This is a genomic window from Streptomyces sp. bgisy130, from assembly GCF_057708345.1.
In genome coordinates this window covers 183,311-209,974 of sequence record NZ_JBYISA010000012.1, presented here as the reverse complement: position 1 = coordinate 209,974, position 26,664 = coordinate 183,311, and the positions used below count along the sequence as shown (strand labels likewise).

The window sequence follows — 26,664 nt, the reverse complement described above, 5'->3', positions numbered from 1 at the left end:
CCAGAAGAAGCGGCACAGCAAGTCAGTGCCGGCGCCGAGAGGTTGTTGGTCGAGTGAGGCGAAGCAAGGCGAGCCCCGAGCCGCAGGAATCGCGGCGGGGCAACTTCACACCGCCGCCCAGAGGTGGCCTACCGGCTTCCGACGCGCCCGAAAATTCGGTCGCGAAGCCTCCGGTCAGTGGCGGAAAGTACTCCCCGCGCAACTGGCGCGTGGCGACCCGCCTGAACGCCATTCTGCTGATCCCCGTAATCCTCGCCCTGATCTTCGGCGGGCTGCGGGTGGACAGTTCGTTCGCCACCTGGCAGGAAGCCCAGGACGCGGAGAACACCGCGAAGCTGGTCCGTGCGTCGCTCACCTACAGCAACGCCCTGCTCGACGAGCGGGACCGCACCGCGGCGCCGCTGTTGAAGGGCAAGAAGGACGACCCGGCCGTGCAGGGCGCGCGGGACGCCACCGACGCCGCCGCCGAGAAGTTCCACCAGGCCGCCAAGGCCATGCCGGACAAGCCGGGCCTCAAGCGCCGCCTCGCCGCGTTCGAGAAGTCCGAGCCCAAGCTCCAGCAGCTGCGCCAGGCCGCCTACACCTCCAAGCTGCGCGGTGTGCAGACCGAAGAGGGCTATGTCGAGGTCCAGCACCCGCTGATGGAGTTCGCCAACGAACTCGGCCTGGGCACCGGCAACATCACCTCCTACGGCCGTACCGTCTACGCCGTCGCGCTGGCCAAGGCCGCCGTGTCGCTCCAGCGGTCCATCGGCACCCACCTCCTGGTCGACCCGGCGTCCCCGCAGGGCGGCAAGGAGCACAAGCTTCAGCTGACCGCCTTCGCGTCGTACCGCTACCTGGAGGGCATCGCCATCGGCGAGTACACCTCCGGCGGTACGCCCGAGGATGTCGAGCGCCTCAAGACGGACGGCGCGTCGCTCAAGCAGGCCGCGCAGCAGAAGATCGCGCGGGCGAAGGAGCAGGCGCAGGCCGCCGGCCGGCCGTTCCGCGCCCCGCCGTCCATCGACCAGATGGGCACCCTGATCGTCTCCGGCGCCGCGCCCGAGACGCTGGGCGCGCGGGGCCTCACCTCCGACACCTACTTCGCGGCCGCCACCGGCAAGTTCGACATGTACCGGTCCATCGAGAAGGACCTGTCGGACAAGGCCGTGAACGAGGCGGCGCAGATTTCCAACGACGCCCGCCAGTCGACCTTCATCGACTCCGGCATCGTGCTCGCCGCGCTGATCATCGCCTTCGTCGTGGCCGGTCTGATGGCCCGCCGGATGAGCCGCAACATGCGCCAGCTGCGCACCGCCGCCTTCGGCATCGCCGAGCAGCGGCTGCCGATGCTGGTCGACCAGCTCTCGCGGACCGACCCGGGCCGGGTCGACACCCGGGTGACGCCCATCCCGATCTCCACCACCGACGAGATCGGCGAGGTCGCCCGCGCCTTCGACCAGGTGCACCGCGAGGCCGTCCGGCTCGCCGCCGAGCAGGCGCTGCTGCGGGGCAACGTCAACGCGATCTTCACCAACCTCTCCAGCCGCAACCAGGGTCTGATCGAGCGCCAGTTGGAGCTGATCACCGACCTGGAGAACAACGAGGCGGACCCGGACCAGCTGGAGAGCCTCTTCCGGCTCGACCACCTGGCCACCCGTATGCGGCGCAACGGCGAGAACCTCCTCATCCTCGCGGGCGAGGAGCCCGGCCGCCGCTGGAACCAGCCGGTGCCGCTGGTCGACGTCCTGCGGGCGGCGATCAGTGAGGTCGAGTCCTACGAGCGCATCGACCTCACCGGCGTCCCCGAGAGCGAGATCCACGGCACCGCCGTGACCGACCTCGTGCACCTGCTGTCCGAGCTGCTGGAGAACGCCACCACGTTCTCCTCCCCGCAGACCAAGGTGCGGGTGGCCGCGACCCGGCTGCCCGACGGCCGGGTGATGATCGAGATCCACGACAAGGGCATCGGGCTCACCCCCGAGGACTTCGCGGACATCAACCACAAGCTGGCGAACCCGCCGAGCGTGGATGCCGCGATCTCCCAGCGCATGGGCCTGTTCGTGGTCGGCCGGCTGGCCGACCGGCACGGGATCCGGGTACAGCTGCGCCCCTCCGGCGAGCAGGCGGGCACCACCTCGCTGGTCATGCTGCCCGAGGCGATCACCCACGGTGGTGGCGGCGACGAGCAGTTCGACGACGACTTCACGGTCTCCCGGATCGTGCCGGAGCAGCAGCAGCACACGGCGTACGAGAACCAGCAGCGCACCGCCGCCGAGCTGGGCTTCGACGACAGCCGCTACGGCCGGCCGGACTCCGGTGACCTGGACATGGTGGGCCGCTCGCTGGTCCGCGAGGAGCGCCGGGCCGCACTGGAGGCCCAGACGTCCGGTGAGCCGGCGCCCGGGTACCAGCAGGACGAGCGTCCGCTCTTCCGTGACGAGGTGCCCTCCGGCGGCGCGTACCAGGACTACCCGGCCCAGACATATGCGGAAGCCGATCAACCGCTCTACGGCGACCGGTCGCACGGTGCCCACGCGTTCGGCGACCCCGGCTTCGCGGAGACCACCGGCCAGCAGCCCTTCGGCTCCCACGAGGCGGCACAGCCGGGCGAATGGCCCGAACGCCCTGCATTCGAGGGCTACTTCGGGACCGAAGCGGAATCTGACCGGAATACAACTGCCGCTCCCGCTGACGCCGCTGAGCGCGTACCATTCCAGCGTCCGGGCCCCACACCGAGCGATGCCCCCTCGCTGACGGACGCCGGCCTTCCGCGCCGCGGAGGCCGCGACCAGCAAGCACCGCAGGTGCAAGAGCAGCGGAGCGCGCCGGAGACCGGCCAGGACGGCTCCGACTGGCGCAGCTCCAACGACGAGCGGTGGGAGCGGGCGGAGCAGCTGCGCGAGCCGAAGGCGGGCGGAGTCACCTCTTCCGGCCTCCCCCGGCGGGTGCCCAAGGCCAACCTGGTCGAAGGTGCCGCGGAGCAGACCCCGCAGGGCGGCCCCCAGGTCTCCCGCGCCCCGGAGGACGTCCGCGGCAGGCTGAGTAACCTGCGCCGCGGCGTCCAGCAGGGACGCAACGTCGGTACGGACCCCTCCGGGGTCCCCCAGAATGACCAACAGGGCTTCGGCCCCGGCAGCACCTACGATCAGGAGCGTTAGTGTGAGCCCGATGAGCCAGGCGGCGCAGAATCTGAACTGGTTGATCACCAACTTCGTGGACAACACCCCTGGGGTGTCCCACACGGTCGTGGTCTCCGCGGACGGTCTCCTCCTCGCCATGTCCGAGGGGTTCCCTCGTGACAGAGCCGATCAGTTGGCGGCGGTGGCCTCCGGCCTGACGTCGCTGACCTCCGGCGCGTCCCGCATCTTCGAGGGCGGTAGCGTCAACCAGACCGTGGTGGAGATGGAGCGTGGCTTCCTCTTCATCATGTCCGTCTCCGACGGATCGTCGCTGGCCGTGCTGGCGCACCCCGAGTGCGACATCGGCCTGGTCGGCTACGAGATGGCCCTTCTGGTCGACCGCGCGGGGACGGTACTGACGCCGGATCTGCGCGCCGAGCTTCAAGGAAGTCTTCTCAACTAAAAGACAGGCAGTGCGTTTCCCGCCACCGCGCCTTATGGTTCGGTGGCGCGACCGGCGTCAGACAGGCAAGTTGGAGGAGGAGACGTGGCAACGCCCCCGAGCGGATACCCGTACGGTTCCGGACAGGAGTCCGGGCCTGTGGGCGAGACCCATAACAACCGCTTCAACTTCCCGTCTGCGCCGAGCCGCCGGCCGCAGCGGCCCCCGCAGCAACAGCCCCGGCCGTACGACTCCCAGCCGTACGAGCCGCCGGTGTACGACCAGCCCCAGGCACCGCGCATCCAGCCGGTGCAGCCGCAACGGCGCGCGCCCGAGCCCGCCTCCACCGGCGGCACCAACAACTCGCTGGTGCGCCCGTACGCCATGACCGGAGGCCGGACCCGGCCGCGCTACCAGCTCGCCATCGAGGCGCTGGTCAGCACGACCGCCGACCCCGCCAAGCTGCAAGGCCAGCTGCCGGAGCACCAGCGCATCTGCCACCTCTGCCGTGAGATCAAGTCAGTAGCCGAGATCTCCGCGCTTCTCTCCATTCCCCTCGGCGTCGCCCGGATCCTCGTCGCCGACCTGGCAGAGGCCGGACTCGTCGCCATCCATCAGCCCGGCGGGGACGAGACCGCCGGCGGACAGCCAGATGTGACACTGCTCGAAAGGGTGCTCAGTGGACTTCGCAAGCTCTAGCGGTGCAGCCCGCTCCACCACCTCCGCGAAAATCGTGGTGGCGGGCGGCTTCGGCGTGGGCAAGACCACGTTCGTCGGGGCCGTCTCAGAGATCAATCCGCTGCGTACCGAAGCCGTGATGACCTCCGCCTCGGCGGGGATCGACGACCTCACGCACGCGCCGGACAAGACGACCACGACCGTGGCGATGGACTTCGGCCGGATCACCCTGGACCAGGACCTGATCCTGTACCTCTTCGGTACGCCGGGTCAGGACCGCTTCTGGTTCATGTGGGACGACCTGGTCCGCGGCGCGATCGGCGCCGTCGTACTGGTCGACACCCGCCGTCTCGCCGACTGCTTCCCCGCGGTCGACTACTTCGAGAACAGCGGACTGCCGTTCGTCATCGCCCTCAACGGCTTCGACGGCCACCAGCCGTACACGCCCGACGAGGTGCGTGAGGCGCTCCAGATCGGCCCGGACGCGCCGATCATCATCACCGACGCGCGGCACCGCAGCGAGGCCAAGAGCGCGCTCATCACGCTCGTGGAGCACGCACTGATGGCGCGGCTGCGCTAGCGGGACGCGTCCGGGCCCCCCGTGCCCGCACGCGCGCAACGACGAAAGGCCCCCACACCGTTGAGGTGCGGGGGCCTTCGTCGTCCCAGGAGCCCGTACGCGCCGGTCCACGGCCCCCTGGGACGGCTTCCCGGCGTCAGCGGCGCCCGGGGCACTCCTTCCACGCGAAGTGGTACAGGGTGTTGATGCTGCCGTCGGTGGAGTCCATGGCCATGTAGCTGGTGGCCTTGGGGTCCGCCGACTTGCCGTCCACCCTCAACTCGGTGTTGATGTTGAAGTACCGCTCCTCGCCGCAGGGTGCGTACACCAGCGCGTCGATGTCGGTCTCGTCCGAGGTCTGCCAGTTGGTGTCGTAGGGCCCGGTGAAGCTGTGGCTCTTCCGGGTCGTCTGCTGCTGGCCCTGGAAGTAATACCCGGCCGTCTCCAGCCCCTTGGCCCCCGGCGCCAGGGAGGCGTAGCCCCGGTAGTCGGCCCGGGCGATGGCGTACGTGAAGCCCTGCGGGACATGCACGTTCAGCGCGATCTGGCAGTTCTTGCGGGAGTCGGTGGGCTTGCTGCCGCCGCCCGCCTGGGCGAGGTATTCGCTGTACGTGACGGTGAAGGCCGTGTTGTCGGGCGCGATGGCCACTGCGGCGCTGCCGGGTCTGCACCCCGAGCCGTTGACCGTGGCGACGGTAATGGTGATCTTGCCGGTCGGCGGGTCGTCGCCGAACCGGGCGGTGGTGGTGGGGGATGCCGATCCGGCGAGGAGCAACGATGCCACTGCGGCACCAGCACTGAGCGTGCTGAGCATGGGCTTTTCCTTCCGGTCGTCCTAGGCCCGCGACGCGGGAACACCAGGAGAAGGGATGACGAGCGCATGCCAGCATGGGGAGCACCGCTTGAACAGCTCTGCTCCCCAGGGTTGGGGCGAACCTACGCCTTGATCCGGACACCCCATGCCAAACCGGAACACGGTGGGTTGCGCGCCGTTCGCCTCCTGTTTGTGGGTGGCGGGTCGGAGGGGACGCCCGGTACCCCGTCCTCGGCGCGGGCGACGCGGCTCCCAGAGGTAAGGCACCCCGGCGTTTGCTCCGGTCCTGCGGGCGGGGCACCGGACATCCACACAAACAGGGGCGCGGGGAACTGCGCGCCCAGCCACAACGGCACCCGCAGCCAAACAAGGGACCCCGCAAAAACGGGGCCCCAAGTCGGCGCAATCAGCGAAGCGTCACCGCTGCCAGCTGGTAGCCCCATGGAAGCCACTCTGCCGCTCCAGCCGCCGCCAACGGGCGGCCGTCGCGCGGGGACGCGCAGGCGCGGCCGGCCGATGCGCGGCGCGGGCCAGCAGGACAGCGGTCAGGGCGGCGAGCTCTTCCTCGCTGGCCTGGCCCTTCTCCACGCGGATGGGATCGGTGCGGTGGGCAGGATTCACGGTGTCTTCTCCGTCGTCGCGGTGGGCGTGGTGCCGGTGGCGGGTGCGGTGGGTGGCTACTGGGGCGGGTTGCCGTGCTTACGGGCCGGCAGGTCCGCATGCTTGGTGCGCAGCATCTCCAGGGCGCGGATGAGCACATGGCGGGTCTCGGCGGGGTCGATGACGTCGTCGACCAGGCCGCGCTCGGCCGCGTAATAGGGGTGCATCAGCTCGGACTTGTACTCCTTGACCATGCGCACCCGCATGGCCTCGGAGTCGTCCGCCTCGGCGATCTGCTTGCGGAAGATGACGTTGGCGGCGCCCTCGGCGCCCATCACCGCGATCTCGTTGGTGGGCCAGGCGTAGGTGAGGTCGGCGCCGATGGACTGCGAGTCCATGACGATGTAGGCACCGCCGTACGCCTTGCGCAGGACGAGGGAGATCCGCGGGACGGTGGCGTTGCAGTAGGCGTAGAGCAGCTTGGCGCCGTGCCGGATGATGCCGCCGTGCTCCTGGTCGACGCCGGGCAGGAAGCCAGGCACGTCCAGGAAGGTGACGATCGGGATGTTGAAGGCGTCGCACATCTGGACGAAGCGGGCGGCCTTCTCGGACGCCTCGATGTCCAGCACACCGGCCAGCGACTGCGGCTGGTTGGCGATGATGCCCACCACGCGGCCGTCGAGCCGGGACAGCGCGCAGATGATGTTGGTCGCCCAGCGCTCGTGGACCTCGAGGTACTCGCCGTCGTCGACGATCTCCTCGATGACCTTGCGCATGTCGTACGGGCGGTTGCCGTCGGCCGGGACCAGGTCGAGCAGCGCGTCACCGGAGCGGTCGGCGGGGTCCTCGCAGGGCACCGTCGGCGGGTTCTCGCGGTTGTTCGCGGGCAGCAGCGAGAGGAGGTAGCGGACCTCCTCCAGACAGGTGGCCTCGTCGTCGTAGGCGAAGTGCGCCACGCCGGAGGTCTCGGCGTGCACATCGGCGCCGCCCAGGCCGTTCTGGGTGATCTCCTCGCCGGTCACCGCGCGCACCACGTCGGGGCCGGTGATGAACATCTGCGAGGTCTCGCGGACCATGAAGACGAAGTCCGTCAGGGCGGGGCTGTAGGCGGCGCCGCCCGCGCACGGGCCGAGCATGACGGAGATCTGCGGGATGACCCCGCTCGCCTTGGTGTTGCGCTGGAAGATGCCGCCGTAGCCGGCGAGCGCGGAGACGCCCTCCTGGATACGGGCGCCGGCGCCGTCGTTCAGCGAGACCAGCGGCGCACCGGCCTGGATGGCCATGTCCATGATCTTGTGGATCTTGGTGGCGTGCGCCTCGCCCAGCGCGCCGCCGAAGATCCGGAAGTCGTGCGCGTAGGTGAAGACGGTCCGGCCGTGGACGGTGCCCCAGCCGGTGATCACGCCGTCGGTGTAGGGCTTCTTCGCCTCCAGGCCGAAGCCCGTCGCCCGGTGCCGCCGCAGCGGCTCGACCTCGTTGAACGAACCCTCGTCCAGCAGCAGCTCGATCCGCTCGCGGGCCGTCAGCTTGCCCTTGGCACGCTGCGCTTCGGTGGCACGCTCGCTGGGGCCTCGCCGAACCTGCTCACGGATGGCGTGCAGTTCGGCGACGCGCCCGCGGGCGTCGTTGGCGCCGGCGGGCACATCTTCGACAGTGGTCATGCATCGACGGTACGTGGGTGAGGCGCCGCGCACCGATGTCGGTTTCGTACAACGTCGCATGCGATTTGGTGGGCAGGCAGTACAGAACCGTGCTGTACGCGCCCCGCGTCCCGGCGCCCGTTCGGGTGGCGGGCCCGTACGGCGTCTGTATGGGCCCCACAAACAGGCGCGGAGCGATGTTGTGGTGACCGGCTGGTCGGGCGGGCCGGTTTCGGTCAGCCCAGCCGCACGGTGCAGGTGTGGGTGGCGCAGCTCGTGCCGGGGGTCACGCGCAGTCGCAGGGCCCGCCCGGTGGCCAGCACCGCGATCGCCGGGTCATGGGCGAGCACCTCGCGCACCGGCCGTGACCAGGTGATCTCCAGCGTATCGCCGGTGCGCTCGGGGGCGGCGACGCACAGCCGCGCGGTGCCGCCGCGGCCCGCCGGCCACCCGCGCCGCCGCTCCCGTACCAGCACGCTCGCCGGGCCGTCGGCGGCGAGCGGCCCCGCGCGGCCCGCCCGCCAGAAATTGCCGGCGGTTACGCCGAGCGGGTCGACGGCGATCGCCTGCCGCCCCGCGTCATTGGCGAGCACGGTCAGCCAGCGCCGGTCGGCGGCCCGGGCGGCGAGCGTGCGGGGGGTGGCGCCCGGCATCAGGAGGTAGGCGTAGCAGGCGTCGGTGGGGTCGGTGCCGTGGTCGTGCCAGAGGGTGAGATAGCGGCGGGTGAACGGCTCGGTGGAGGAGGTGCTGTTGATGTCGTGCCAGGAGCCGGTGCGGGCCTCGCGCAGCGCGGTGAGGGGGGCGCCGCCGGGGAAGACATAGCCGCCGTGGCCGGCGAGGTGGGCCCAGTGGGCGCGGCGGAAGGCGGTGGTCTCCCCGAGGGTGCCGGGCTGCGGGACGCCGTCGACGGTGAGCGTCGCGGTGCCGGACTCCCCCAGGCAGCGGTTGTCGACGATGGTCTCGGCGGGCACCCCGTCGCGGGCGGTGATGCCGGCGCCCAGGCAGACGAGGCAGTCCGCGAGCGCGAACCAGGATTTCCGGGCGGTGAGGGTGGAGGCGAGGCCGCGCAGGTCCTGGCCGATGGCGGCGAAGGTGCCGTCGGTGGTGCCGCCGACCCAGCGCGCGGCGGGCTTGGGCTCGCCCCAGCCGCCGCCTTCGTTGTCGGCCAGCCGCTTGGTGGACACGGTCGTGCCGGGGAGCCGGTAGGGGTCGACGGTGGGCCAGAAGGCGTCCGTGTACTGGTCACCGCCGAAATCCGCGCCCCACCAGGCGAGCATGCCGGCACCGGTGTGCCAGCCGCGCGGGTTCTCCCCGTTGCCGTTCTCGTAGTACGCGATCCGGTCGGAGGCCATGGCCAGCCCGGCGGCCCAGCCGGGGCGGCGGTGCACGGCGCGGTCCATGGCGGGGAACAGCCGGTGGCCGACGGGTTCGGGGGCGGGGGCCGCCGGGCTGCGGGCGATCTCGCCGAGCCGGGCGAGGTCGGCGACGGGGTACTGCCGGTCGGTGAGGACCGGCAGCGTGCGGTCGCGGGCGATCCAGCCCTTGATCATGGCGTGCCAGCGGTCCCGCTCGGCGGCGCTCGCGCTGCGGGCGAGCAGCGCGACGGCGGCGATCAGCGCATGGCCGTGGTAGTGGTCGCTGCGCAGGATGTGCCGTTCGTCGCTGCGGAGGTAACCGCGGCTGATGGCGCGGCCGTTGACCATGTCCATCATCAGGCCGTTGTGGAGCAGCGGGGCCCAGGCCCGCTCGACGCTGTCGAAGATGATCTGCCGGGCCGGGTCGGTGAGCTGCCAGGACGAGCCGCCGAGCAGTGCGAACAGCCGGCCGAGGCCGTCCAGCAGGACATAGCCGTAGGTGCCGGAGTAGGCGACCCAGGTGTGCTGGACGAAGGAGCCGTCGGCGTAGAGCCCGTCGCCCTCGGTGACGTATGGGAAGACCGGGGAGAGGGCGTCGCGGGCCAGCGCGATCTTGTCGGGGGCCCGGCCGAGGACGCCGCGCAGCGCGACCACCCGGCACAGGTCGACGCGGTTGGCGCCGGTGCTGGTCCCGGTGTAGTCGCCGAGCAGGGTGTCGGGCACGAAGTGGTCGACGGCGGCCAGAGCGCGGGTGCGCAGGTCGTCGGGGAGGCCGCCGCCGTCGGGCAGCCGCTCGTCGAGGATCGCGAGGGTGTCGAGGAGGAGTCGGGGGCTGCCGATCTGCCACTCCCACCAGTTTCCGTAGCGGGTGGTGTCGGTGCGGTAGACGGTGGCTTCGAGGTGGCCGAGGCCGGTGACGAGGGCCTGGGCCAGGGCGGGGTCGCCGGTGCGGCCGGTGCCGGGCTGGGCGTAGGCATGGGCCATGGTGTGCAGCCGGCTGTAGCTCTGGGTGATGCCGGAGGGCGGGTCGTAGCGGCAGTCGGGCCAGAGGGAGCCGGCGGCCGGGCGCATGCGCGCCTGGAAGGTGCTCGCGAGGGCGCCGGTCTCCTGGAGGGCGGCGGCGTAGGGCGGGGCGGTGGGGTCGAAGCCGGTGCCCAGGGTGAGCTCGCACCAGCGGCGGCGGAGGGCGGTGAACTCGTCGGCCGGGGCGGCCGGCCCGGGGGCGGCGTGCACGGGGGCGGCCGCGAGGCCGAGCGCGCCTACGGTGGAGAGGGCGAGAAATCCTCGGCGTGACCAGACGGGCAGGGCGGGGACTGGCGACACGGTCGGTCCTCTCCAGGGCGTCAACTGAGGGGTGGCGCTGCGCACTTGGGAGTTCCCGATGGTCTAGCACGGGCCGTCGGCGCGCGGCAATGACCGCGCCGGAACGCCGACCGCCACCCGGCCGGCGGAGCCCGTTCGGACCAAGAGGTTGAATGTTGAACCAGATAGGGTTACCGTGAATCTCATTGAAGCTTAAACAAAACTTCGCGCAGACCGAGCGCACCGTCTTTGAGGAGGAGCCATGGCTCTGTTCAACCGCAAGCACACCGCCGACACCGCCGGCAACGCCCCCGCCGCCACCGCTGCCGTCCTCGACGCGGACCCCGGACTCGCGGCACTGACCGGCGACTACACCATCGACCCGGCCCACAGCACCATCGGCTTCACCGTCCGGCACGCCATGGTCACCAACGTCCGCGGCGCCTTCGGTGTGTACGAGGGCTCGCTGCACCTCGACGGGTCCGAGCCGGCCCGCTCCACCGCCTCCCTCGACGTCACGATCGCCAGCATCGACACCGGGATCGCGGACCGCGACGGCCATCTGCGCAGCGCCGACTTCTTCGACGCCGAGACCTTCCCGCTGATGACCTTCCGCAGCACCGCCGCCGAGCGCGTGGGCGGTGACCGCTACCGCCTCACCGGCGATCTGACCCTCCGGGACGTCACCAAGCCGCTCACCATCGACCTGGAGTTCCACGGCGCGGCCACCGATGTCTACGGCGCCGAGCGGGTCGGCTTCGAGGGCAGCGCCGAGATCCTGCGCTCCGACTGGGGCCTGACCTGGAACGCCGCGCTGGAGACCGGCGGCGTCATGGTCAGCGACAAGGTCAAGCTCACCTTCGACATCTCGGCCGTCAAGGCGGCCCCGGAAGCCTGAGCCCGCCGCTCCGCCCCACGACCGCGGCCCCGCGCCGGCCTCTCCCCCGAGGGCCGTGCGGGGCCGCGGTCGCGGCGTGGCCGCGGCGGTCACTCCTGCGGCTCGACCCCGGCCCGCAGCAGCCCGTACGCATAGGCATCGTCCAGCGCCTGCCAGGACGCGGCGATCACGTTCTCCGCGACCCCGACCGTGGACCACTCGCCCCGGCCGTCGCTGGTGGAGACCAGGACCCGGGTGATCGAGCCGGTGCCCAGGGCGCCCTCCAGGATGCGGACCTTGTAGTCCACCAGCTCCATGTGGGCCAGCTGCGGATAGATCCGCTCCAGCCCCACCCGCAGCGCCCGGTCGAGCGCGTTGACCGGGCCGTTGCCCTCGGCGGTGGCGACGATCCGCTCCCCCTTGGCCCACAGCTTCACGGTCGCCTCGTTGGCGTGCGTACCGTCCGGGCGGTCCTCGACGATCGCCCGCCAGGACTCCACCGTGAAGTAGCTACGCGGCCGGCCGCCCTCGGCCCGCTGGAGCTCATCGCGCAGCAGCAGCTCGAAGGACGCGTCGGCGGCCTCGTACGTATAGCCCGCCAGCTCCCGCTCCTTGACCCGCTCGACGACCCGGCCGACCAGTTCACGGTCGCCGCTCAGATCGATGCCCAGCTCCTTGCCCTTGAGCTCGATGGACGCCCGGCCGGCCATGTCGGAGACCAGCATCCGCATGCTGTTGCCGACCAGCGCCGGATCGATGTGCTGGTAGAGATCCGGGTCGACCTTGATGGCGGAGGCGTGCAGTCCGGCCTTGTGGGCGAAGGCGGAGACACCGACATAGGGCTGGTGGGTGGAGGGGGTGAGGTTGACGACCTCGGCGATGGCGTGTGAGATCCGGGTGGTCTCGGCGAGCTTGCCCTCGGGCAGCACCCGGCGCCCGTACTTGAGCTCCAGGGCGGCGACGACCGGGAAGAGATTGGAGTTGCCGACCCGCTCGCCGTAGCCGTTGGCGGTGCACTGGACGTGGGTGGCGCCCGCGTCCACCGCGGCCAGGGTGTTGGCGACGGCACAGCCGGTGTCGTCCTGGGCGTGGATGCCCAGCCGCGCCCCGGTGTCCGCGAGGACGGTCCGGACGACGGCGGTGATCTGCGCCGGGAGCATCCCGCCGTTGGTGTCGCAGAGCACCACGACATCGGCGCCGGCCTCGCTCGCGGTGCGAACGACCTGCTTGGCGTAGACGGCGTCCAGGGCATAGCCGTCGAAGAAGTGCTCACAGTCGAGGAAGACCCGGCGGCCCTGGTCGCGCAGGTACCGGACGGTGTCCCGCACCATCGCGAGGTTCTCCTCGGGGGTGGTGCGCAGCGCCAGTTCCACATGCCCGACATGGGACTTGGCGACCAGCGTGATGACCGGGGCACCGGACTCCAGCAGCGCGGCGACCTGCGGATCGTCCTCGACGCGGACCCCGGCCTTGCGGGTGGCGCCGAACGCGACCAGCTGGGCGTGCCGGAAGTCGATCTCCGCGCGGGCCCGCTGGAAGAACTCGGTGTCCCTCGGATTGGCGCCGGGCCAGCCCCCCTCGATGAAGCCGACCCCGAACTCTTCGAGATGCCGGGCGATGGTCAGCTTGTCGGCGACCGTGAGATTGATGCCCTCGCGCTGCGCGCCGTCGCGGAGCGTGGTGTCGAAGACGTGGAAGTCGTCGGACACCATGTCGGCGGGGGTGGACGAGTGGGAGTCGGGTGCGTCCGTCATGCTGGTCTGGCTCCTGTCGGGATCTCGGTCTACCGGAATAACCGGTTCCACCGCCCCTCCATGTTCCCTCGCGCTCCGCCTCCGGTGAGATGTGGGCCGGAAACGAAAAAACCTCTCGCGGGTGCGAGAGGTCTGCGCGCGGGTCTGGGACGACGGTGGCCGCGCCGTACTCGGTTCGTACGGGGCGGTCACTGCGGACCGGCGCGCCTGCTGCCAATAATCATGGCGAACGAGAGCACGGTCCGCAGTGTGCCACAACCCCGGGTGACACAGCGGAACGTCTCACGATGCGGGCGGGCCATCCTGCTGTGTGGTCCGGCCGGGCACGCCCGCCCAGCGCAGGAGCGCGGCGGTGGCCCGTGCCCGGTCCCGGGGCGCCAGCTTCTCGATGCGCGCGAGGTGGTTGGTGCGGGGGGCCAGGTAGATGTGCGCGTCCCGGCTGCCCTTGCCCGTACGGAAGGGCTCGGCCCGGGTGGGATCCATCTCGCCGTACACGAAGAGCAGCTCGCTGCCGTGGTGCCGTACCCAGCGGTCGATGTCGGGCATGGCGTCCGGCTCGAAGCGCAGCGGAATGCTGCGCGGCACATAGGTGCGCATCTCCTGGATTCCGGGGTAGCGCAGCAGTCCGGCGAGTTGCGGGGCCGCGAGCGACACATAGCCGAGCTGGGTGCCCAACTGGTAGAAGGACGCGGTGACGGGGGCCATGTGGCGGTCGGTGAAGCCCTGGAGGCTGGTCACCCCGGCGAACCAGGTGTACAGCTCGTCGCCGGCGGCGGAGGGCCCGGGGATCGCGCCGCAGTCGTCCGCTTCTTCCTTCTGCATCCAGAAGCGCATGGGCAACCCCAGCGCGGTGAGCTCCAGGGCGCGGTCGGCGCTGCCGATGGTGTGGAAGGTGTCGCCCTGGCTCGCGGCCCAGCGTGCGAGGCGGCCCGCCATCTCCGCGCGCCGGGGCCCCAGCACCGCGCGCTGCACCGCCGTGAGCGCGCTCCGGCAGGCGGGCGAGCCGACCCGCGCCAGGAAGCGGTCCTCGGCGGTGTCGTCCCGGTCGTCGGTGTTGTTGGGCGCCGAGTACGCGACGGAGCCGGCCACATCGTGCGGGTAGAAGCGCCGGTGGTAGACGGTGGCCATGCCGCCCTTGCTGCCGCCGGTGGAGATCCAGGCGGCACGGTAGAGCGTCTTGAGGGCCCGGATCAGCCGGTGGTGATCGGTCGCCGCCTGCCAGATGTCGAGTTTCGACCAGTCGGTGGGTCGGGGGCGGGAGGTGCCGAAGTACCGCTGCTCGACGCCGATCTGGTTGCCGTCCAGGATCTCGGTCGGCTCGGAACGGTACGCGGGAGCCTGGTAGTTGAGGTCGTAGCCGTTGGTGTAGAGCACCATCGGCCGGGCGGTGGACCGGTGGAGCAGCGACAGCCGCTGCTCGAAGCTGCCCCTCCCGGGGTGCCGGTGGTCGACGGGCTGGCGGTAGGTCAGCGCGAAGGAGCGGTAGCCGGCCGGGGCGGGGTTCTCCTTGACCACCCGCATCCCGGGCACGGCCGCGAGCCTTTCCCTGATGTCGTCGGCGGCGGGGCGGGAGGCGGCCGGGCGCACCGTGGCCGGCGGCGCCGTGGCCGGGTGGGCCCCGCCGGTCCGGGCCGTCGCCGTGGCCGGGGCCGCGACGGCCGAGGCCAGCAGGCCGGTGAGCAGCAGCGGCAGGCATAACTGTCTGGTGATCTTCATGCCCCCAGCCAACCAGCCGGTGCCCCACGCGCCTATCCCGGAACCGGCCCTGCCGCGGGCGGCGAAGGCCGGTTCCGGCCAGGACGGGCGGTCCTCAGTCGGCGGCCGGCTCCCCCACCCGCGCCCGTTCGGCTCCCGTGCCCTCGTCCTGCTTGCCGACCCGGTGCAGATCGATGGACCGGGTCTCGCGCATGGTGATGTAGACGATCAGCGAGACCGCGGCGCAGCCGGCGACGTACCAGTAGTAGCCGGACTCGATGCCGCCTTCCTTGAACCACAGGGCGACATACTCCGCGGTACCGCCGAACAGCGCGTTGGCGATGGCGTACGGCAGGGCCACCCCCAGCGCACGGATGCCGGTCGGGAACAGTTCGGCCTTCACACAGGCGTTGATCGAGGTGTAGCCGGTGACGACGACCAGGGCGAGCAGCGAGAGCCCGAGGGCGGGCCAGAAGCTGCCGGCGTGCTGGAGCAGCGTCATGATCGGCACGGTCAGGAACGTCGAGCCGACCGCGAAGGTGATCAGCAGCGGACGGCGGCCGATCCGGTCGGACAGCTTTCCGGCGAGCGGCTGGATGCACATGAAGATGAACAGGGCGCAGAAGCTGACCAGGGAGGCGGTCGGCTTGGGCAGACCGGCGCTGCCCGAGAGGTACTTGGTGAGATAGGTCGTGTACGTGTAATACGCGACCGTGCCGCCCATGGTGAGCGCGATGACCAGGAACGCCTCGCGCTTGTGGGCCAGCAGCGCCTTGAGGGTGCCGCGGGCCGGGTCGGCGTGGGCGCTGTCGTCCCCGGCGTACACCTCGGTCTCCAGCATGTTGCGGCGCAGATAGAAGACGATGGCGGCGCCCAGCGCACCGATGATGAACGGGATCCGCCAGGCCCAGCTGTGCAGGGCGTCCTCGGACAGGGTGCGCTGCAGCACGATCTGGAGGCCGAGGCCGAGCAGCTGGCCCGCGGTCATCGAGACGTACTGGAAGCTGGAGGCGAAGCCGCGGCGGCCGGGCGCGGAGGCCTCGGTGAGGTAGGTCGCGCTGGCCGCGTACTCCCCGCCGACCGAGAGTCCCTGGAGCATCCGCGCGATGAGCAGCACGGCGACTCCGCCGTAGCCCGCGACCCCGTAGGTGGGCGCGACGGCGATCAGGACCGCCGAGGCGGACATCAGGGTGACCGTCAGTGTGAGTGCGGCCTTGCGGCCCTTGCGGTCGCCGACCCGGCCGAGCACCCATCCGCCCACCGGGCGCATGAAGAAGCCCACCGCGAAGATCCCCATGGTGTTCATGAGGTTCGCGGTGTCATTCCCCTTGGGGAAGAACGAATCCGCGAAGTAGACCGCGAAACTGGCGTACACGAACCAGTCGAACCACTCGACCATGTTGCCGGCCGAGCCGACCCAGATCTTCTTCCATTGCTCTCGTCCCATAGCCGGTTACGGTCGCGGACCCGGGGGCCCGCGACAAGGGCGCGAGCGGCAACGATCGGAGGTACTTACGTGCCTTGTGGTCACCGGCGCGGACGCCGGCCCGTGGCACAGCCGCAGCACGCCTCCCCCCTACGGCATAGCGTCGCCACCGACCCCGCCGCCGGGGTGCGGCCCGGGCCGGGCGCGAGAAGCTGCGGTCAGTCCCGGGGGACGGACAGCGATTCGTCCAGGAACTCCCGTACGTGGTCCCCCACTTCCTCCCGCTCGGTACCCGGGAGGCCGACGACGAGCTGGGAGCCGAAGCCGTCGAGGAGGGCGCGGGTGCGGGTGGCGAAGCGTTCGGGGTCGACGGGGCGGAACTCGCCCTTCGAGATGCCCTCGACGAGCAGGGCCACCAGGTCGCGGTGCCAGGCCAGTTCCAGTTCCAGCTGGCGTTCGCGGGCCTCGTCGTCGGCGTTCTGGGAGCGGTTCCACACCTCCAGCCACAGCGTCCACCGCGGGTCGCGGTGGCCTTCGGGGAGGTAGAGGTCGACCAGGGCGTCCAGCCGTTCCCGGGCCGGGACGCGGCGGGAGAGGGCGGCCCGGCGCTCGGCGCCGAGCTGCTCCTCGCTCCACTGGAGGGTCTGGAGCAGCAGCTCGTCCTTCGTACCGAAGTAGTAGAGGATGTGGCCGCTGCTCATGCCGACCTCGCGGCCCAGTCCGGCCATGGTCAGCCGGTCCAGGCCCTCGGCGGCGATGGTCGCCATCGCCGCGGCCAGGACCTGCTCGCGGGGCTGGTTGAGCCGGCGCCTGGGGCGGCGCGCGGGACCGGGCACGGGGACCTCCGGGTCGGCTGGGGCAGGTCTGCGGATCAGACCTTCGGCTGCTGCTGGGTGATGCAGTGGATACCGCCACCCGCTGCGAAGATCGTACGGGCGTCGACGAGGGTCACCGTCCGGCCGGGGAAGAGCCGGCGGAAGATCCCGGCCGCTTCCTCGTCGCGCGGATCGTCGAAGCCGCACAGCACCACGCCGTCGTTGCAGAGGTAGTGGTTGATGTAGGAGTAGTCGACCAGCTCACCGTCCTCCTCGATGACGGTCGGCGCGGGCACCTCGATGACCTCCAGCTGCCGGCCCCGGGCATCGGTGGAGGCGCGCAGCAGCTTCCCGATCTCCTGGCAGATGGCGTGGTCGGGGTGGTCGGGGTCGGGCTGGGTGTGCACGAGGACGGTGCCGGGGCGGGCGAAGGCGGCGACGATGTCGACATGGCCGCGGGTGCCGAACTGCCCGTAGTCGGCGGCCAGACCGCGCGGCAGCCAGATCGCCTTGGTGGTGCCGAGGTGGGCGTGGATCTCGGCCTCGACCTCCTCCTGCGTACGGCCGGGATTGCGGCCCGGGTCGAGCTGGACGGTCTCGGTGAGCAGCACGGTGCCCTCACCGTCGATGTGGAGGCCGCCGCCCTCGTTGACCAGGGAGGTGGCGTAGCGGCGGGCGCCGGCCAGCGCGCAGACCTGCTCGGCAATCTTCTCGTCGAGGTCCCAGCAGGCCCATTCCTGGGCGCCCCAGCCGTTGAACACCCAGTCGGCGGCGGCCAGTCGGCCCGCGCCGTCGGTGAGGAAGGTGGGGCCGATGTCGCGCATCCAGGCGTCGTTGAGCGGGCGCTCGACGATCTCGATGTCCGTACCGAGCAGTGCGCGGGCGCCCGCCGACCGGCCGGTTCCGGCGACGACGGTGACCGGCTCGAAGCGGCGGACCGCACGGGCGACGGCCGCCCAGGCACGGCGGGCCCCGGCGAGCGTCTCGCCGCCCTCCTCGCCGAAGGTGAAGCCGGGGCCGGGCCAGGCCATCCAGGTGCGCTCGTGCCGGGCCCACTCCGGGGGCATACGGAAGCCGTCGGCGACAGGGGTGTTCATGCGGGGGTCCTCAGGGTCTGTGGGGGTGGTGCCGGCGGATGGGCGCCGGCGGTGGGGTGCGGCGGCGGTGCGGTTCACAGGAAGTACAGCCGGGACAGCGAGACGGTGTCGGCCGGCTCGGAGCGCATCGGGTCGCCGTCGAGGGTGACCAGTCCGCTGCGCCCGTCGACCTGGACCTGTCCGACCCGGGAGTTGTGGACGAGGTCGCCGGGGCCGATGCCCCGGGTGTCGCGGACGGCGACCCGGCGGCGGCGGGTGGGCAGGTGGTCGCCGCCCTGCTCGACCGCGGCGGCCGCGACGAAGGCGACCGAGATCTCGGCGGGTGTCGCGCCGTACGCCCCGAACTGCGGGCCGAGCACCAGGGGTTCGCAGGTGTCGGTGGCGGCGTTCGGGTCACCGGTGACGCCGTAGGCGGGGAATCCGGACTTCAGCACCAGCTGCGGCTTGGCGCCGAAGTACTGCGGCTTCCACAGCACGACATCGGCCATCTTGCCGACCTCGATCGACCCGATCTCGTGCGAGAGACCGTGCGCGATGGCGGGGTTGATGGTGAGTTTGGCGATGTAGCGCAGGACGCGGGCGTTGTCGTCGTGGTCGCCGTCGCCGGACTCCCCGTTCCGGGGAAGGAGGGGCCCCAGCTCGGCCTTCATCTTGCCGGCCATCGCGAAGGTGCGCCGGACGGTCTCGCCCGCGCGGCCCATGCCCTGTGCGTCGGAGGAGGTGATGCCGATCACCCCGAGGTCGTGCAGCACGTCCTCGGCGCCCATCGTCCCGGCGCGGATGCGGTCGCGGGCCATGGCGGCGTCGCCGGGCAGATCCGTCTTCAGATCGTGCACCGAGACGATCATCCCGTAGTGCTCGGCGACCGCGTCCCGCCCGAAGGGGAGGGTGGGGTTGGTGGAGGAGCCGATGACGTTGGGGACTCCGGCCATCTTGAGGACGTTGGGGACATGGCCGCCGCCGCAGCCCTCGATATGGAAGGCGTGGATGGTCCGGCCGTCCAGGACGCGCAGGGTGTCCTCGACGGTGAGGCACTCGTTGAGGCCGTCGCTGTGCAGCGCCACTTGGACGTCGTGCTCCTCGGCGACCCGCAGCGCGGTGTCCAGGGCGCGGGCATGGGCGCCCATGTCCTCGTGCACCTTGAAGCCGCAGGCGCCGCCCTCGGCGAGCGCCTCGACCAGCGGGGCCTCGCCCGAGGAGGAACCACGGCCGAGGAAGCCGATGTTGACCGGCCAGGCGTCGAAGGCACTGAAGGCGTGCCCCAGCGCCCAGGGGGAGTTGACGCCGACGCCCCAGACCGGTCCGAATTCCTGGCCGATGATCGTGGTCACGCCGGAGGCCAGCGAGGCTTCCATGACGCGCGGCGAGAGCAGATGGACATGGGTGTCGACGGCGCCCGCGGTGGCGATCATGCCTTCGCCGGAGACGATCGAGGTGCCCGTGCCGACGACGACATCGACCCCGTCGAGGGTGTCGGGGTTGCCGGCCCGCCCTATCGCGTGGATCCGGCCCTCGCGGATGCCGATGGATACCTTGCGGATGCCCTGGACCGCGTCGATGACGAGGACGTTGCTGATCACCACGTCGCAGGTATCGCGGACCGCGGCGGCCTTGAGGTGCAGCCCGTCGCGGGCGGTCTTGCCGAAGCCGGCCAGGAACTCGTCGCCGGGCTTCTGGGCGTCGGACTCGACCCGGACGACCAGTCCCGAGTCACCGAGGACGACCCGGTCACCGGCCCGCGGACCGTGCACCGACGCGTACTCGTGGGGATCGATGCTGCCGGTCATGCCTGTTCCTCCGCTCCCAGGTAGCCGCAGGCGGCGGCCCGCCGCAGCGCTTCCGTCTTGGCGCCCGGCGCGTCCAATGGGCCGTCGACGAGACCGGCGAAGCCGATCGCGATCCGGTCGCCGCCGACCGGGACCAGACCGACCTCCTCGGCGCCGCCGGGGTCGAACCGCACCGACGAGCCGGCCGGGACGCACAACCGCATGCCGTACGCGGCGGCCCGGTCGAAGGCCAGCCGGGGGTTGGCCTCGAAGAAGTGGAAGTGCGAGGTGACGCTGATGGGCACCGTCGCGGTGTTGCGCACGGTCAGCACCACGGCGGGCGCGGGCTCCGGGCCGGCCGGGCCGGGAAGCACCGCGCCGGGCGCGGGGGCCTCGTCGCTCCGGCCGGCCGGCGGGCGGGCGCCGATCGGGTCGCTGACCACCGCGAGCCGGGAGCCGTCGTCGAAGACGGCCTCCACATGCACCTCGGTGACGATGTCGGCCACGCCCGGCAGCACATCGTCCGGGCCGAGCACACCGCGGGCCGCCTCGATGGCCTGAGCGAGGCGGCGCCCGTCCCGCGCCGCCTCGCAGACTGTGTCCGCGATCAACGCGGTCGCCTCGGGCACATTCAGCTTCAGCCCACGGGCCCGGCGCGTCCGCGCCAGCTCGGCCGCGCCGAACAGCAGCAGCCGGTCGCGTTCCGTCGGGGTCAACCGCATCCCGTCCACACCTCCCGCTCGATTAGAGCAACACTCTAACCACGAAAATCGTCAATGGGAAAGCATTGACCGAGGACACACGCATGCGTCACATTGAGCGCTGCTCTAACAATTCGGCGTGATGGAACGCCGCTCTAAATGAGCTCGCAGCGCGGGCAGCGCGCCTCACGCGCACCGCCCCCAGCACGGAGCACCGCCCGCAGCGCTGCTCGCACACTGTTGTCCGGCCTCTCAGGGGAGCCCTCATGCCGATCGAACAACGCGGAGTCGACACCATCCCGGACGAGGAACGCACCAGCGGCCCTCGCGACCTGATCTCGATCCTGCTCGGGTCGAACCTCGCCCTGGGTGTGGTGATCTTCGGCTGGCTCCCGGTCTCCTTCGGGCTCGGCTTCTGGCCCTCGGTGACCTCCCTGGTGGCGGGCACCCTCGTCGGCACCCTGCTGACCGCCCCGCTCGCCCTGGTCTCGCTGCGCAGCGCCACCAACCTGTCCACCAGCAGCGGTGCCCACTTCGGGGTGCGCGGCCGGCTGATCGGCTCGGTCATCGGCCTGCTGCTGTCGCTGGGCTACACCGCACTGACCCTGTGGGTCGGCGGCGACGCGGTGGTGGGCGCGCTGCACCGGCTGACCGGGCTGCCGTCGAGCGGCACCACCTACGCCCTGGTCTACGCCCTGCTGGCGGGCGCCACCGCCGTCGGCGCGGTCTACGGCTACCGGGTGCTGCTCCGGCTGAGCAAGGTGCTCGCCATCGGACTGACCGTCCTGCTGGCCATCGGCATCGCCGCCTACGCGGACACCTTCACCACCGCCGCACCGCCCGGCAGCTCCTACCTGCTCGGCGGCTTCTGGCAGACCTGGCTGCTGGCCGCCGTCTCCGCGGGCCTGAGCGGCCCGATCGCCTTCATCACGCTGCTCGGTGACTACAGCCGCTACATCTCCCCGCGCCGGCACAGCGGCCGGAAGGTCTTCGGCGCCACCTGTCTGGGCCTGGTGATCGGCCTCCTGGTGCCGCAGCTCTTCGGTACGTTCACCGCGCTCGCGGTCGGGGCGGGCGCGGACTACGCGGGCCCGCTGGTGGCCGGCGCGCCGTTCTGGTACCTGGCGCTGCTGCTGCTCAACGCCTCGGCCGGCTCGGTCGGCAACTCCGGTCTGATGCTCTACAGCATGGGCCTCGACCTGGACGCGATCCTGCCGCGCGCGACCCGCACCCAGGCCACCTATGTCGTCGCCGCGCTCGCGACCACGCTGGTCTACGCCGGCCACTTCCTGTGGGCGGCGCAGGACGCGATGACCTCGTTCGTGCTGCTGATGACCGCCGTCGGGACGCCCTGGGCGGTGATCACCGTGATCGGCTTCATCCGCTGCCGCGGTGCCTACGACCCGGAGTCGCTCCAGGTCTACAACCGCGGCACCCGCGGCGGCGTGTACTGGTACCGGGCCGGCTGGCACGTCCGGGCGACGCTGGCCTGGGCGCTGGGCTCCGTGGTCGGCCTGACGGGCGTGGACACCCCGCTCTACCAGGGGCCGCTGCTCCCCCTGACCGGCGGCATCGACCTCAGCTTCCTGCTCGCGGCGGCCGTGGGCGGGATCGCGTACCTGGCGCTCACCGTCCGGGACCCGCGCCCGGTCGCGGCGCCGCGCGCCCGGGCGGCCACTCCCCCGGCCCCGGCGACGGAGACCCCCGCGGAGGTCGGCCGGGTCCGGGCGGCTCGGTGGCGGGCTCAGCCCAGCTCGTGCATCCAGCCGTGCTTGTCCTCGGCCACCCCGCGCTGGATGTCGAGGAGCGCCTCGCGCAGCTTCAGCGTGACCTTGCCGGGCTCACCGTCGGACTGGGTCCACTCGCCGCCCGCGCTCTTGACCGTGCCGACCGGGGTGATCACGGCGGCCGTGCCGCAGGCGAAGACCTCGGTGAGGGTGCCGTTCGCGGTGTCGGTCTTCCACTGGTCGATGGAGACCCGGGCCTCCTCCGCCGCGTAGCCCAGGTCGCGGGCGACGGACAGCAGGGAGTCACGGGTGACCCCGGCGAGCAGCGAGCCGGTCAGGGTCGGAGTGACGATCTTGTCGCCGTAGACGAAGTACAGGTTCATCCCGCCGAGCTCCTCGACCCACTTGTGCTCCACGGCGTCGAGGTAGGCGACCTGGTCACAGCCCTGCGCCGCGGCCTCGGCCTGGGCGAGCAGCGACGCGGCGTAGTTGCCGCCGGTCTTGGCGTCACCCATACCGCCGGGGACGGCCCGCACCCGGTTCTCGGACAGCCAGATGGAGACCGGCTTGACGCCGCCGGCGAAGTACGCACCGGCGGGCGAGGCGATGACGACGAAGAGGTACTCGTTGGCGGGCTTCACGCCCAGGCCGACCTCGGTCGCGATCATGAACGGGCGCAGGTAGAGCGACTCCTCGCCGCCGTGCGCGGGCACCCAGTCCTTGTCCTGCTGGACGAGCAGGTCACAGGCTTCGATGAAGGTCTCGACGGGCAGCTCGGGCATCGCCAGCCGGCGCGCGGAGGCCTGGAAGCGCCGGGCGTTGGCGTCCGGACGGAAGGTGGCGACGGAGCCGTCGGGCCGGCGGTACGCCTTGAGGCCCTCGAAGATCTCCTGGGCGTAGTGCAGGACATTGGTCGCCGGGTCGAGGGAGAGCGGCCCGTAGGGCACGAGCTGTCCGTCGTGCCAGCCGCGGCCCTCTGTCCACTTGATCGTCACCATGTGATCGGTGAAGTGGCGGCCGAAGCCGGGGGCGGCCAGGATCTGCTCCCGCTCCGCGTCGGACAGCGGGTGCGAGGAGGGCTTGAGCTCGATCGTGGGCGTCGTCATGGATGCATGTCCTTCACTGCGTGTGCGATACCGGGGGGTACCTCCCAGCGTGTGCTGGGGAGCATCACCGGCCCAGCCCTCCGGCCGGGGGTAAGGGGTTCGGTCCCCCACCTTGCGGCACCGGTGCGGTGGCTGCCGCGCCTACGAGGGCCCTTGAACGTACCGGTCGTTACTGGGACGTCCGAGTTTCCTCGCGGGCAAGGATGCCACGTCCGATTATCGCCCGTGGGTCCGTGCGGCCGGAACCGGGGCGGCGGCCGTGCCGGGCCCACGCGCACAGCGCCGGGCCCCCTGGAGGCGGCCCGGCGCTGTGTGTGGTGCGTGTCTGCGCGGTGGGCCTCAGCCCGCTACTCGTGCGACCAGCGCGTCACCGATCTCGTCCGTGCTCCGCGCCGAGCCGTCCCGGGCCTCCAGGTCGGCGGCCACCGCCTCCTCGATACGGGCGGCCTGCGGCTCGTAGCCGAGGTGGCGCAGCAGCAGGGCGACGGAGAGGATCGTCGCGGTCGGGTCGGCCTTGCCGGTGCCCGCGATGTCCGGTGCGGAGCCGTGCACCGGCTCGAACATCGAGGGGAAGTCGCCGGTCGGGTTGATGTTCCCGGAGGCGGCCAGGCCGATACCGCCGGTGACGGCCGCGGCGAGGTCGGTGAGGATGTCACCGAAGAGGTTGTCGGTGACGATCACATCGAACCGCTCGGGCTGGGTGACGAAGAAGATCGTCGCGGCGTCGACGTGCAGGTAGTCGGTGGTGACCTCGGGGTACTCCTGGCCGACCTTGTCGAAGATGTTCTTCCACATGTGGCCCGCGTACACCAGCACATTGTTCTTGTGCACCAGCGTGAGCTTCTTGCGGGGGCGGGCGTTGGCCCGCTCGTACGCGTCGCGGACCACCCGCTCCACGCCATAGGCGGTGTTGAGGCTGACCTCGGTGGCGACCTCGGCGGGGGTGCCGGTGCGCAGCGAGCCGCCGTTGCCCGTGTACGGACCCTCGGTCCCCTCGCGCACCACCACGAAGTCGATGTCGGGGCGGCCGGCGAGCGGGGTGGAGGTGTTCGGGAAGAGCTTCGACGGGCGCAGGTTGACGAAGTGGTCGAAGGCGAAGCGGAGCTTCAGCAGCAGACCGCGCTCCAGGACACCGGAGGGTACGGACGGGTCGCCGATCGCGCCGAGCAGGATCGCGTCGTGCTGCTTGAGCGACTCCAGCTCCGCGTCGGGGAGGGTCTCACCGGTCGCATGCCAGCGCCGGGCACCGAGGTCGTACTCCTTGGTTTCCAGCTTGACGTCCTGCGGGAGGACCGCGGTCAGGACCTTCAGGCCCTGGGCCACGACTTCCTGGCCGATACCGTCACCGGGGATCACTGCGAGGCGAATGCTGCGAGACATGTCTGGACCCTACTCTCCGTCCCATTGATTGACACGTAACGTCCGTCATACGGACACATGGGGAGGCGGACAGCCCGCGTTCACCCGCCGTCCCCTCAACGGTCGGGTCACGCTGGGAAATTCGGGGCATGACTGGAAATCCCCGGGGGACCGTCCCCCAGCCCTCGCACACCCCCCGCGTCGGCATCCCGGAGCGGCTGGCGGCCCGGATGAGCATGCCGGAGCAGCATGACTACCTCCGTACCAAGCTGAGCCGCAGAGGTCTGCTGCGCACCTCGGCCGCCACCGCGGGAGTGGTCGCGGGCTCCGGGCTGCTGGCCGGTTCGGCCCAGGGCGTGTCGCCCACCCTGTTGTCCTCGCCCGCGACGGCCGCCGTGGACGGTTCGCTGGTCGCCCCGTTCGGCCGCCATCTGGCCTTCGGCGCCGACCCCCAGCACCAGATGCGGGTGAGCTGGCAGGTGCCGCTCGCGGTCAAGCGGCCGTATCTGCGGGTGGGTCTGAAGCCGTGGGACCTGGGGCGCAAGATCGAGGCCGAGGTCCGTCCGCTGCACACCCCGTCGCTGTCCGCGAAGCTGCCGGCCGTGCAGCAGTACTACCTGCACGCCGCGCTGGACGGGCTGCGCCCGGGGACGACGTACTACTACGGCGTCGGCCACGAGGGCTTCGACCCCGCCGACCCGCGCCGCTTCTCCACCGTCGGCACCTTCCGTACCGCCCCGGCCCGTCCCGAGGCGTTCGTCTTCACCGCCTTCGGCGACCAGGGCGTGAGCTACCACGCCCTCGCCAACGACCAGTTGATCCTGGGTCAGAACCCGTCCTTCCACCTGCACGCGGGCGACATCTGCTACGCGGACACCGACGGCGACGGCTCCGAGCACGACGCCTACGACGCCCGGGTCTGGGACCAGTTCCTCGCGCAGACCGAGTCGGTGGCCAAGTCCGTGCCGTGGATGGTGACCACCGGCAACCACGACATGGAGGCCTGGTACTCCCCCAACGGCTACGGCGGCCAGAACGCCCGCTGGTCGCTGCCCGGCAACGGCCCGGACGCCGAGAACGCCCCCGGCGTCTACTCGTTCACCTACGGCAACACCGCCGTCGTCGCCCTGGACGCCAACGACATCTCCTACGAGATCCCCGCCAACCAGGGCTACACCGACGGCCGGCAGACCCGCTGGCTCGACCGCCGGCTGGCCGAGCTGCGCGCCGCCGACGGCATCGACTTCATCGTGGTCTTCTTCCACCACTGCGCCTTCTCCACCACCAATTCGCACGCCTCGGACGGTGCGGTGCGCGACGCCTGGCTGCCGCTGTTCGAGAAGCACCAGGTGGACCTGGTCGTCAACGGCCACAACCACGTCTACGAGCGGACCGACGCCCTCAAGAGCGGGCGGGTCGCCAAGAAGATGCCGGTCGGCGCGAGCGTGGACACCACCCGCGAGGGCATCGTGTACGTGACCGCGGGCGGCGCGGGCCGGGCCCTCTACGACTTCCCGGTGCCGGACAGCTACGAGGGGCACGTCAAGGACCTCGACCACGTGGACACCTACCACTGGTCGAAGGGCCAGAAGAAGACCAAGGAAACCGTGGAGTGGTCCCGGGTCCGCTACACCGGCTACTCCTTCATCGCCGTCGAGGTCACACCGGGCAGCCGGCCGCGGATGAAGGTCACCGCCCTCGCCGAGTCCGGCGAGCGCATCGACCACTTCGAGGTGACGCGCTCGCCCGCGCGGTAGTCAGTGCTCGCCTGTAGGGGCGCCCGGAATCCTGGGCCCCCCTACAGGCGCGGAACGCTCAGGAGAGAAAGAGCCACCGGGCCACGGACA

Annotated in this window: 19 protein-coding genes and 1 pseudogene; 7 read left to right on the top strand and 13 right to left on the bottom strand. The window is 71.2% G+C overall.

Going from position 1 to position 26,664, the window contains the following annotated elements:
- Positions 1-53 precede the first annotated feature (53 nt).
- From AC3EUV_RS18705 to AC3EUV_RS18690, 4 genes are all read left to right on the top strand, one after another.
- Positions 54-3,143, top strand: coding sequence for a nitrate- and nitrite sensing domain-containing protein (locus AC3EUV_RS18705; RefSeq protein WP_435603389.1), 3,090 nt, complete (start codon positions 54-56; stop codon positions 3,141-3,143).
- A gap of 10 nt (positions 3,144-3,153) precedes the next feature.
- Positions 3,154-3,567: a roadblock/LC7 domain-containing protein gene (locus AC3EUV_RS18700; RefSeq protein WP_018087204.1), complete on the top strand. Its 414-nt coding sequence runs from the start codon at positions 3,154-3,156 to the stop codon at positions 3,565-3,567.
- A gap of 84 nt (positions 3,568-3,651) precedes the next feature.
- Positions 3,652-4,245 (top strand): DUF742 domain-containing protein, encoded by a 594-nt coding sequence (locus AC3EUV_RS18695; protein WP_432142063.1) that lies wholly within the window; start codon positions 3,652-3,654, stop codon positions 4,243-4,245.
- Positions 4,226-4,804 carry a GTP-binding protein gene (locus AC3EUV_RS18690; protein WP_073760799.1) on the top strand — a complete coding sequence of 193 codons (579 nt, stop codon included), beginning with the start codon at positions 4,226-4,228 and terminating at the stop codon, positions 4,802-4,804. Before AC3EUV_RS18695 ends, AC3EUV_RS18690 begins: the two co-directional genes overlap by 20 nt.
- A 136-nt stretch (positions 4,805-4,940) precedes the next feature.
- On the opposite strand, the gene AC3EUV_RS18685 is transcribed toward AC3EUV_RS18690, so the two are convergent.
- The 4 genes from AC3EUV_RS18685 to AC3EUV_RS18670 form a co-directional block, all read right to left on the bottom strand.
- A complete protein-coding gene (locus tag AC3EUV_RS18685) occupies positions 4,941-5,597 on the bottom strand; it encodes a DUF4360 domain-containing protein (protein ID WP_432142062.1) in 657 nt (218 codons plus the stop codon).
- A 417-nt stretch (positions 5,598-6,014) separates the two neighbouring features.
- Positions 6,015-6,218: an acyl-CoA carboxylase epsilon subunit gene (locus AC3EUV_RS18680; RefSeq protein ID WP_432142061.1), complete on the bottom strand. Its 204-nt coding sequence runs from the start codon at positions 6,216-6,218 to the stop codon at positions 6,015-6,017.
- Between the two features lie 56 nt (positions 6,219-6,274).
- Positions 6,275-7,858 (bottom strand): acyl-CoA carboxylase subunit beta, encoded by a 1,584-nt coding sequence (locus AC3EUV_RS18675; protein WP_432142060.1) that lies wholly within the window; start codon positions 7,856-7,858, stop codon positions 6,275-6,277.
- A 215-nt stretch (positions 7,859-8,073) separates the two neighbouring features.
- Positions 8,074-10,515 carry a polysaccharide lyase 8 family protein gene (locus AC3EUV_RS18670; RefSeq protein WP_435603388.1) on the bottom strand — a complete coding sequence of 814 codons (2,442 nt, stop codon included), beginning with the start codon at positions 10,513-10,515 and terminating at the stop codon, positions 8,074-8,076.
- Between the two features lie 241 nt (positions 10,516-10,756).
- Here AC3EUV_RS18670 and AC3EUV_RS18665 point away from each other — a divergent pair, with 241 nt between their 5' ends.
- Positions 10,757-11,392, top strand: a complete 636-nt coding sequence (locus AC3EUV_RS18665) for a YceI family protein (protein ID WP_435603387.1) — start codon at positions 10,757-10,759, stop codon at positions 11,390-11,392.
- An 89-nt stretch (positions 11,393-11,481) separates the two neighbouring features.
- Here AC3EUV_RS18665 and cimA read toward each other — a convergent pair whose 3' ends face one another.
- The 7 genes from cimA to ureA form a co-directional block, all read right to left on the bottom strand.
- On the bottom strand, positions 11,482-13,125 hold the full coding sequence (gene cimA, locus AC3EUV_RS18660) for a citramalate synthase (RefSeq protein ID WP_435603386.1): 1,644 nt from the start codon (positions 13,123-13,125) through the stop codon (positions 11,482-11,484).
- Positions 13,126-13,407: 282 nt separating this feature from the next.
- Positions 13,408-14,841, bottom strand: a complete 1,434-nt coding sequence (locus AC3EUV_RS18655) for a S28 family serine protease (protein WP_435603385.1) — start codon at positions 14,839-14,841, stop codon at positions 13,408-13,410.
- Between the two features lie 94 nt (positions 14,842-14,935).
- Positions 14,936-16,267 carry an MFS transporter gene (locus tag AC3EUV_RS18650; RefSeq protein ID WP_435603384.1) on the bottom strand — a complete coding sequence of 444 codons (1,332 nt, stop codon included), beginning with the start codon at positions 16,265-16,267 and terminating at the stop codon, positions 14,936-14,938.
- A 197-nt stretch (positions 16,268-16,464) separates the two neighbouring features.
- Positions 16,465-17,082: a TetR/AcrR family transcriptional regulator gene (locus tag AC3EUV_RS18645; protein WP_432142054.1), complete on the bottom strand. Its 618-nt coding sequence runs from the start codon at positions 17,080-17,082 to the stop codon at positions 16,465-16,467.
- Between the two features lie 35 nt (positions 17,083-17,117).
- Entirely contained in the window at positions 17,118-18,158 is a 1,041-nt protein-coding gene (locus tag AC3EUV_RS18640) for an agmatine deiminase family protein (RefSeq protein ID WP_435603383.1), read from the bottom strand.
- 74 nt (positions 18,159-18,232) lie between these two features.
- Entirely contained in the window at positions 18,233-19,945 is a 1,713-nt protein-coding gene (locus AC3EUV_RS18635) for an urease subunit alpha (protein WP_435603382.1), read from the bottom strand.
- Positions 19,942-20,646: an urease subunit gamma gene (gene ureA, locus AC3EUV_RS18630; protein ID WP_432142051.1), complete on the bottom strand. Its 705-nt coding sequence runs from the start codon at positions 20,644-20,646 to the stop codon at positions 19,942-19,944. The genes AC3EUV_RS18635 and ureA overlap by 4 nt, the downstream gene beginning before the upstream one ends.
- Positions 20,647-20,891: 245 nt before the next feature.
- Between ureA and AC3EUV_RS18625 the strand changes: the two are divergent.
- A pseudogene (locus AC3EUV_RS18625) lies at positions 20,892-22,322 on the top strand (cytosine permease); the annotation flags it as partial.
- A gap of 47 nt (positions 22,323-22,369) precedes the next feature.
- Here the strand turns inward: AC3EUV_RS18625 and AC3EUV_RS18620 are convergent.
- Together AC3EUV_RS18620 and AC3EUV_RS18615 are read right to left on the bottom strand one after the other, a co-directional pair.
- The gene (locus AC3EUV_RS18620; protein ID WP_432142049.1) at positions 22,370-23,458 is read right to left on the bottom strand and encodes a branched-chain amino acid aminotransferase; all 1,089 of its coding nucleotides are present in this window, start codon (positions 23,456-23,458) and stop codon (positions 22,370-22,372) included.
- 339 nt (positions 23,459-23,797) lie between these two features.
- Positions 23,798-24,838, bottom strand: a complete 1,041-nt coding sequence (locus tag AC3EUV_RS18615) for a 3-isopropylmalate dehydrogenase (RefSeq protein WP_435603381.1) — start codon at positions 24,836-24,838, stop codon at positions 23,798-23,800.
- Positions 24,839-24,966: 128 nt separating this feature from the next.
- Here AC3EUV_RS18615 and AC3EUV_RS18610 point away from each other — a divergent pair, with 128 nt between their 5' ends.
- Positions 24,967-26,574 carry a purple acid phosphatase family protein gene (locus tag AC3EUV_RS18610; protein WP_435603380.1) on the top strand — a complete coding sequence of 536 codons (1,608 nt, stop codon included), beginning with the start codon at positions 24,967-24,969 and terminating at the stop codon, positions 26,572-26,574.
- Positions 26,575-26,664 lie beyond the last annotated feature (90 nt).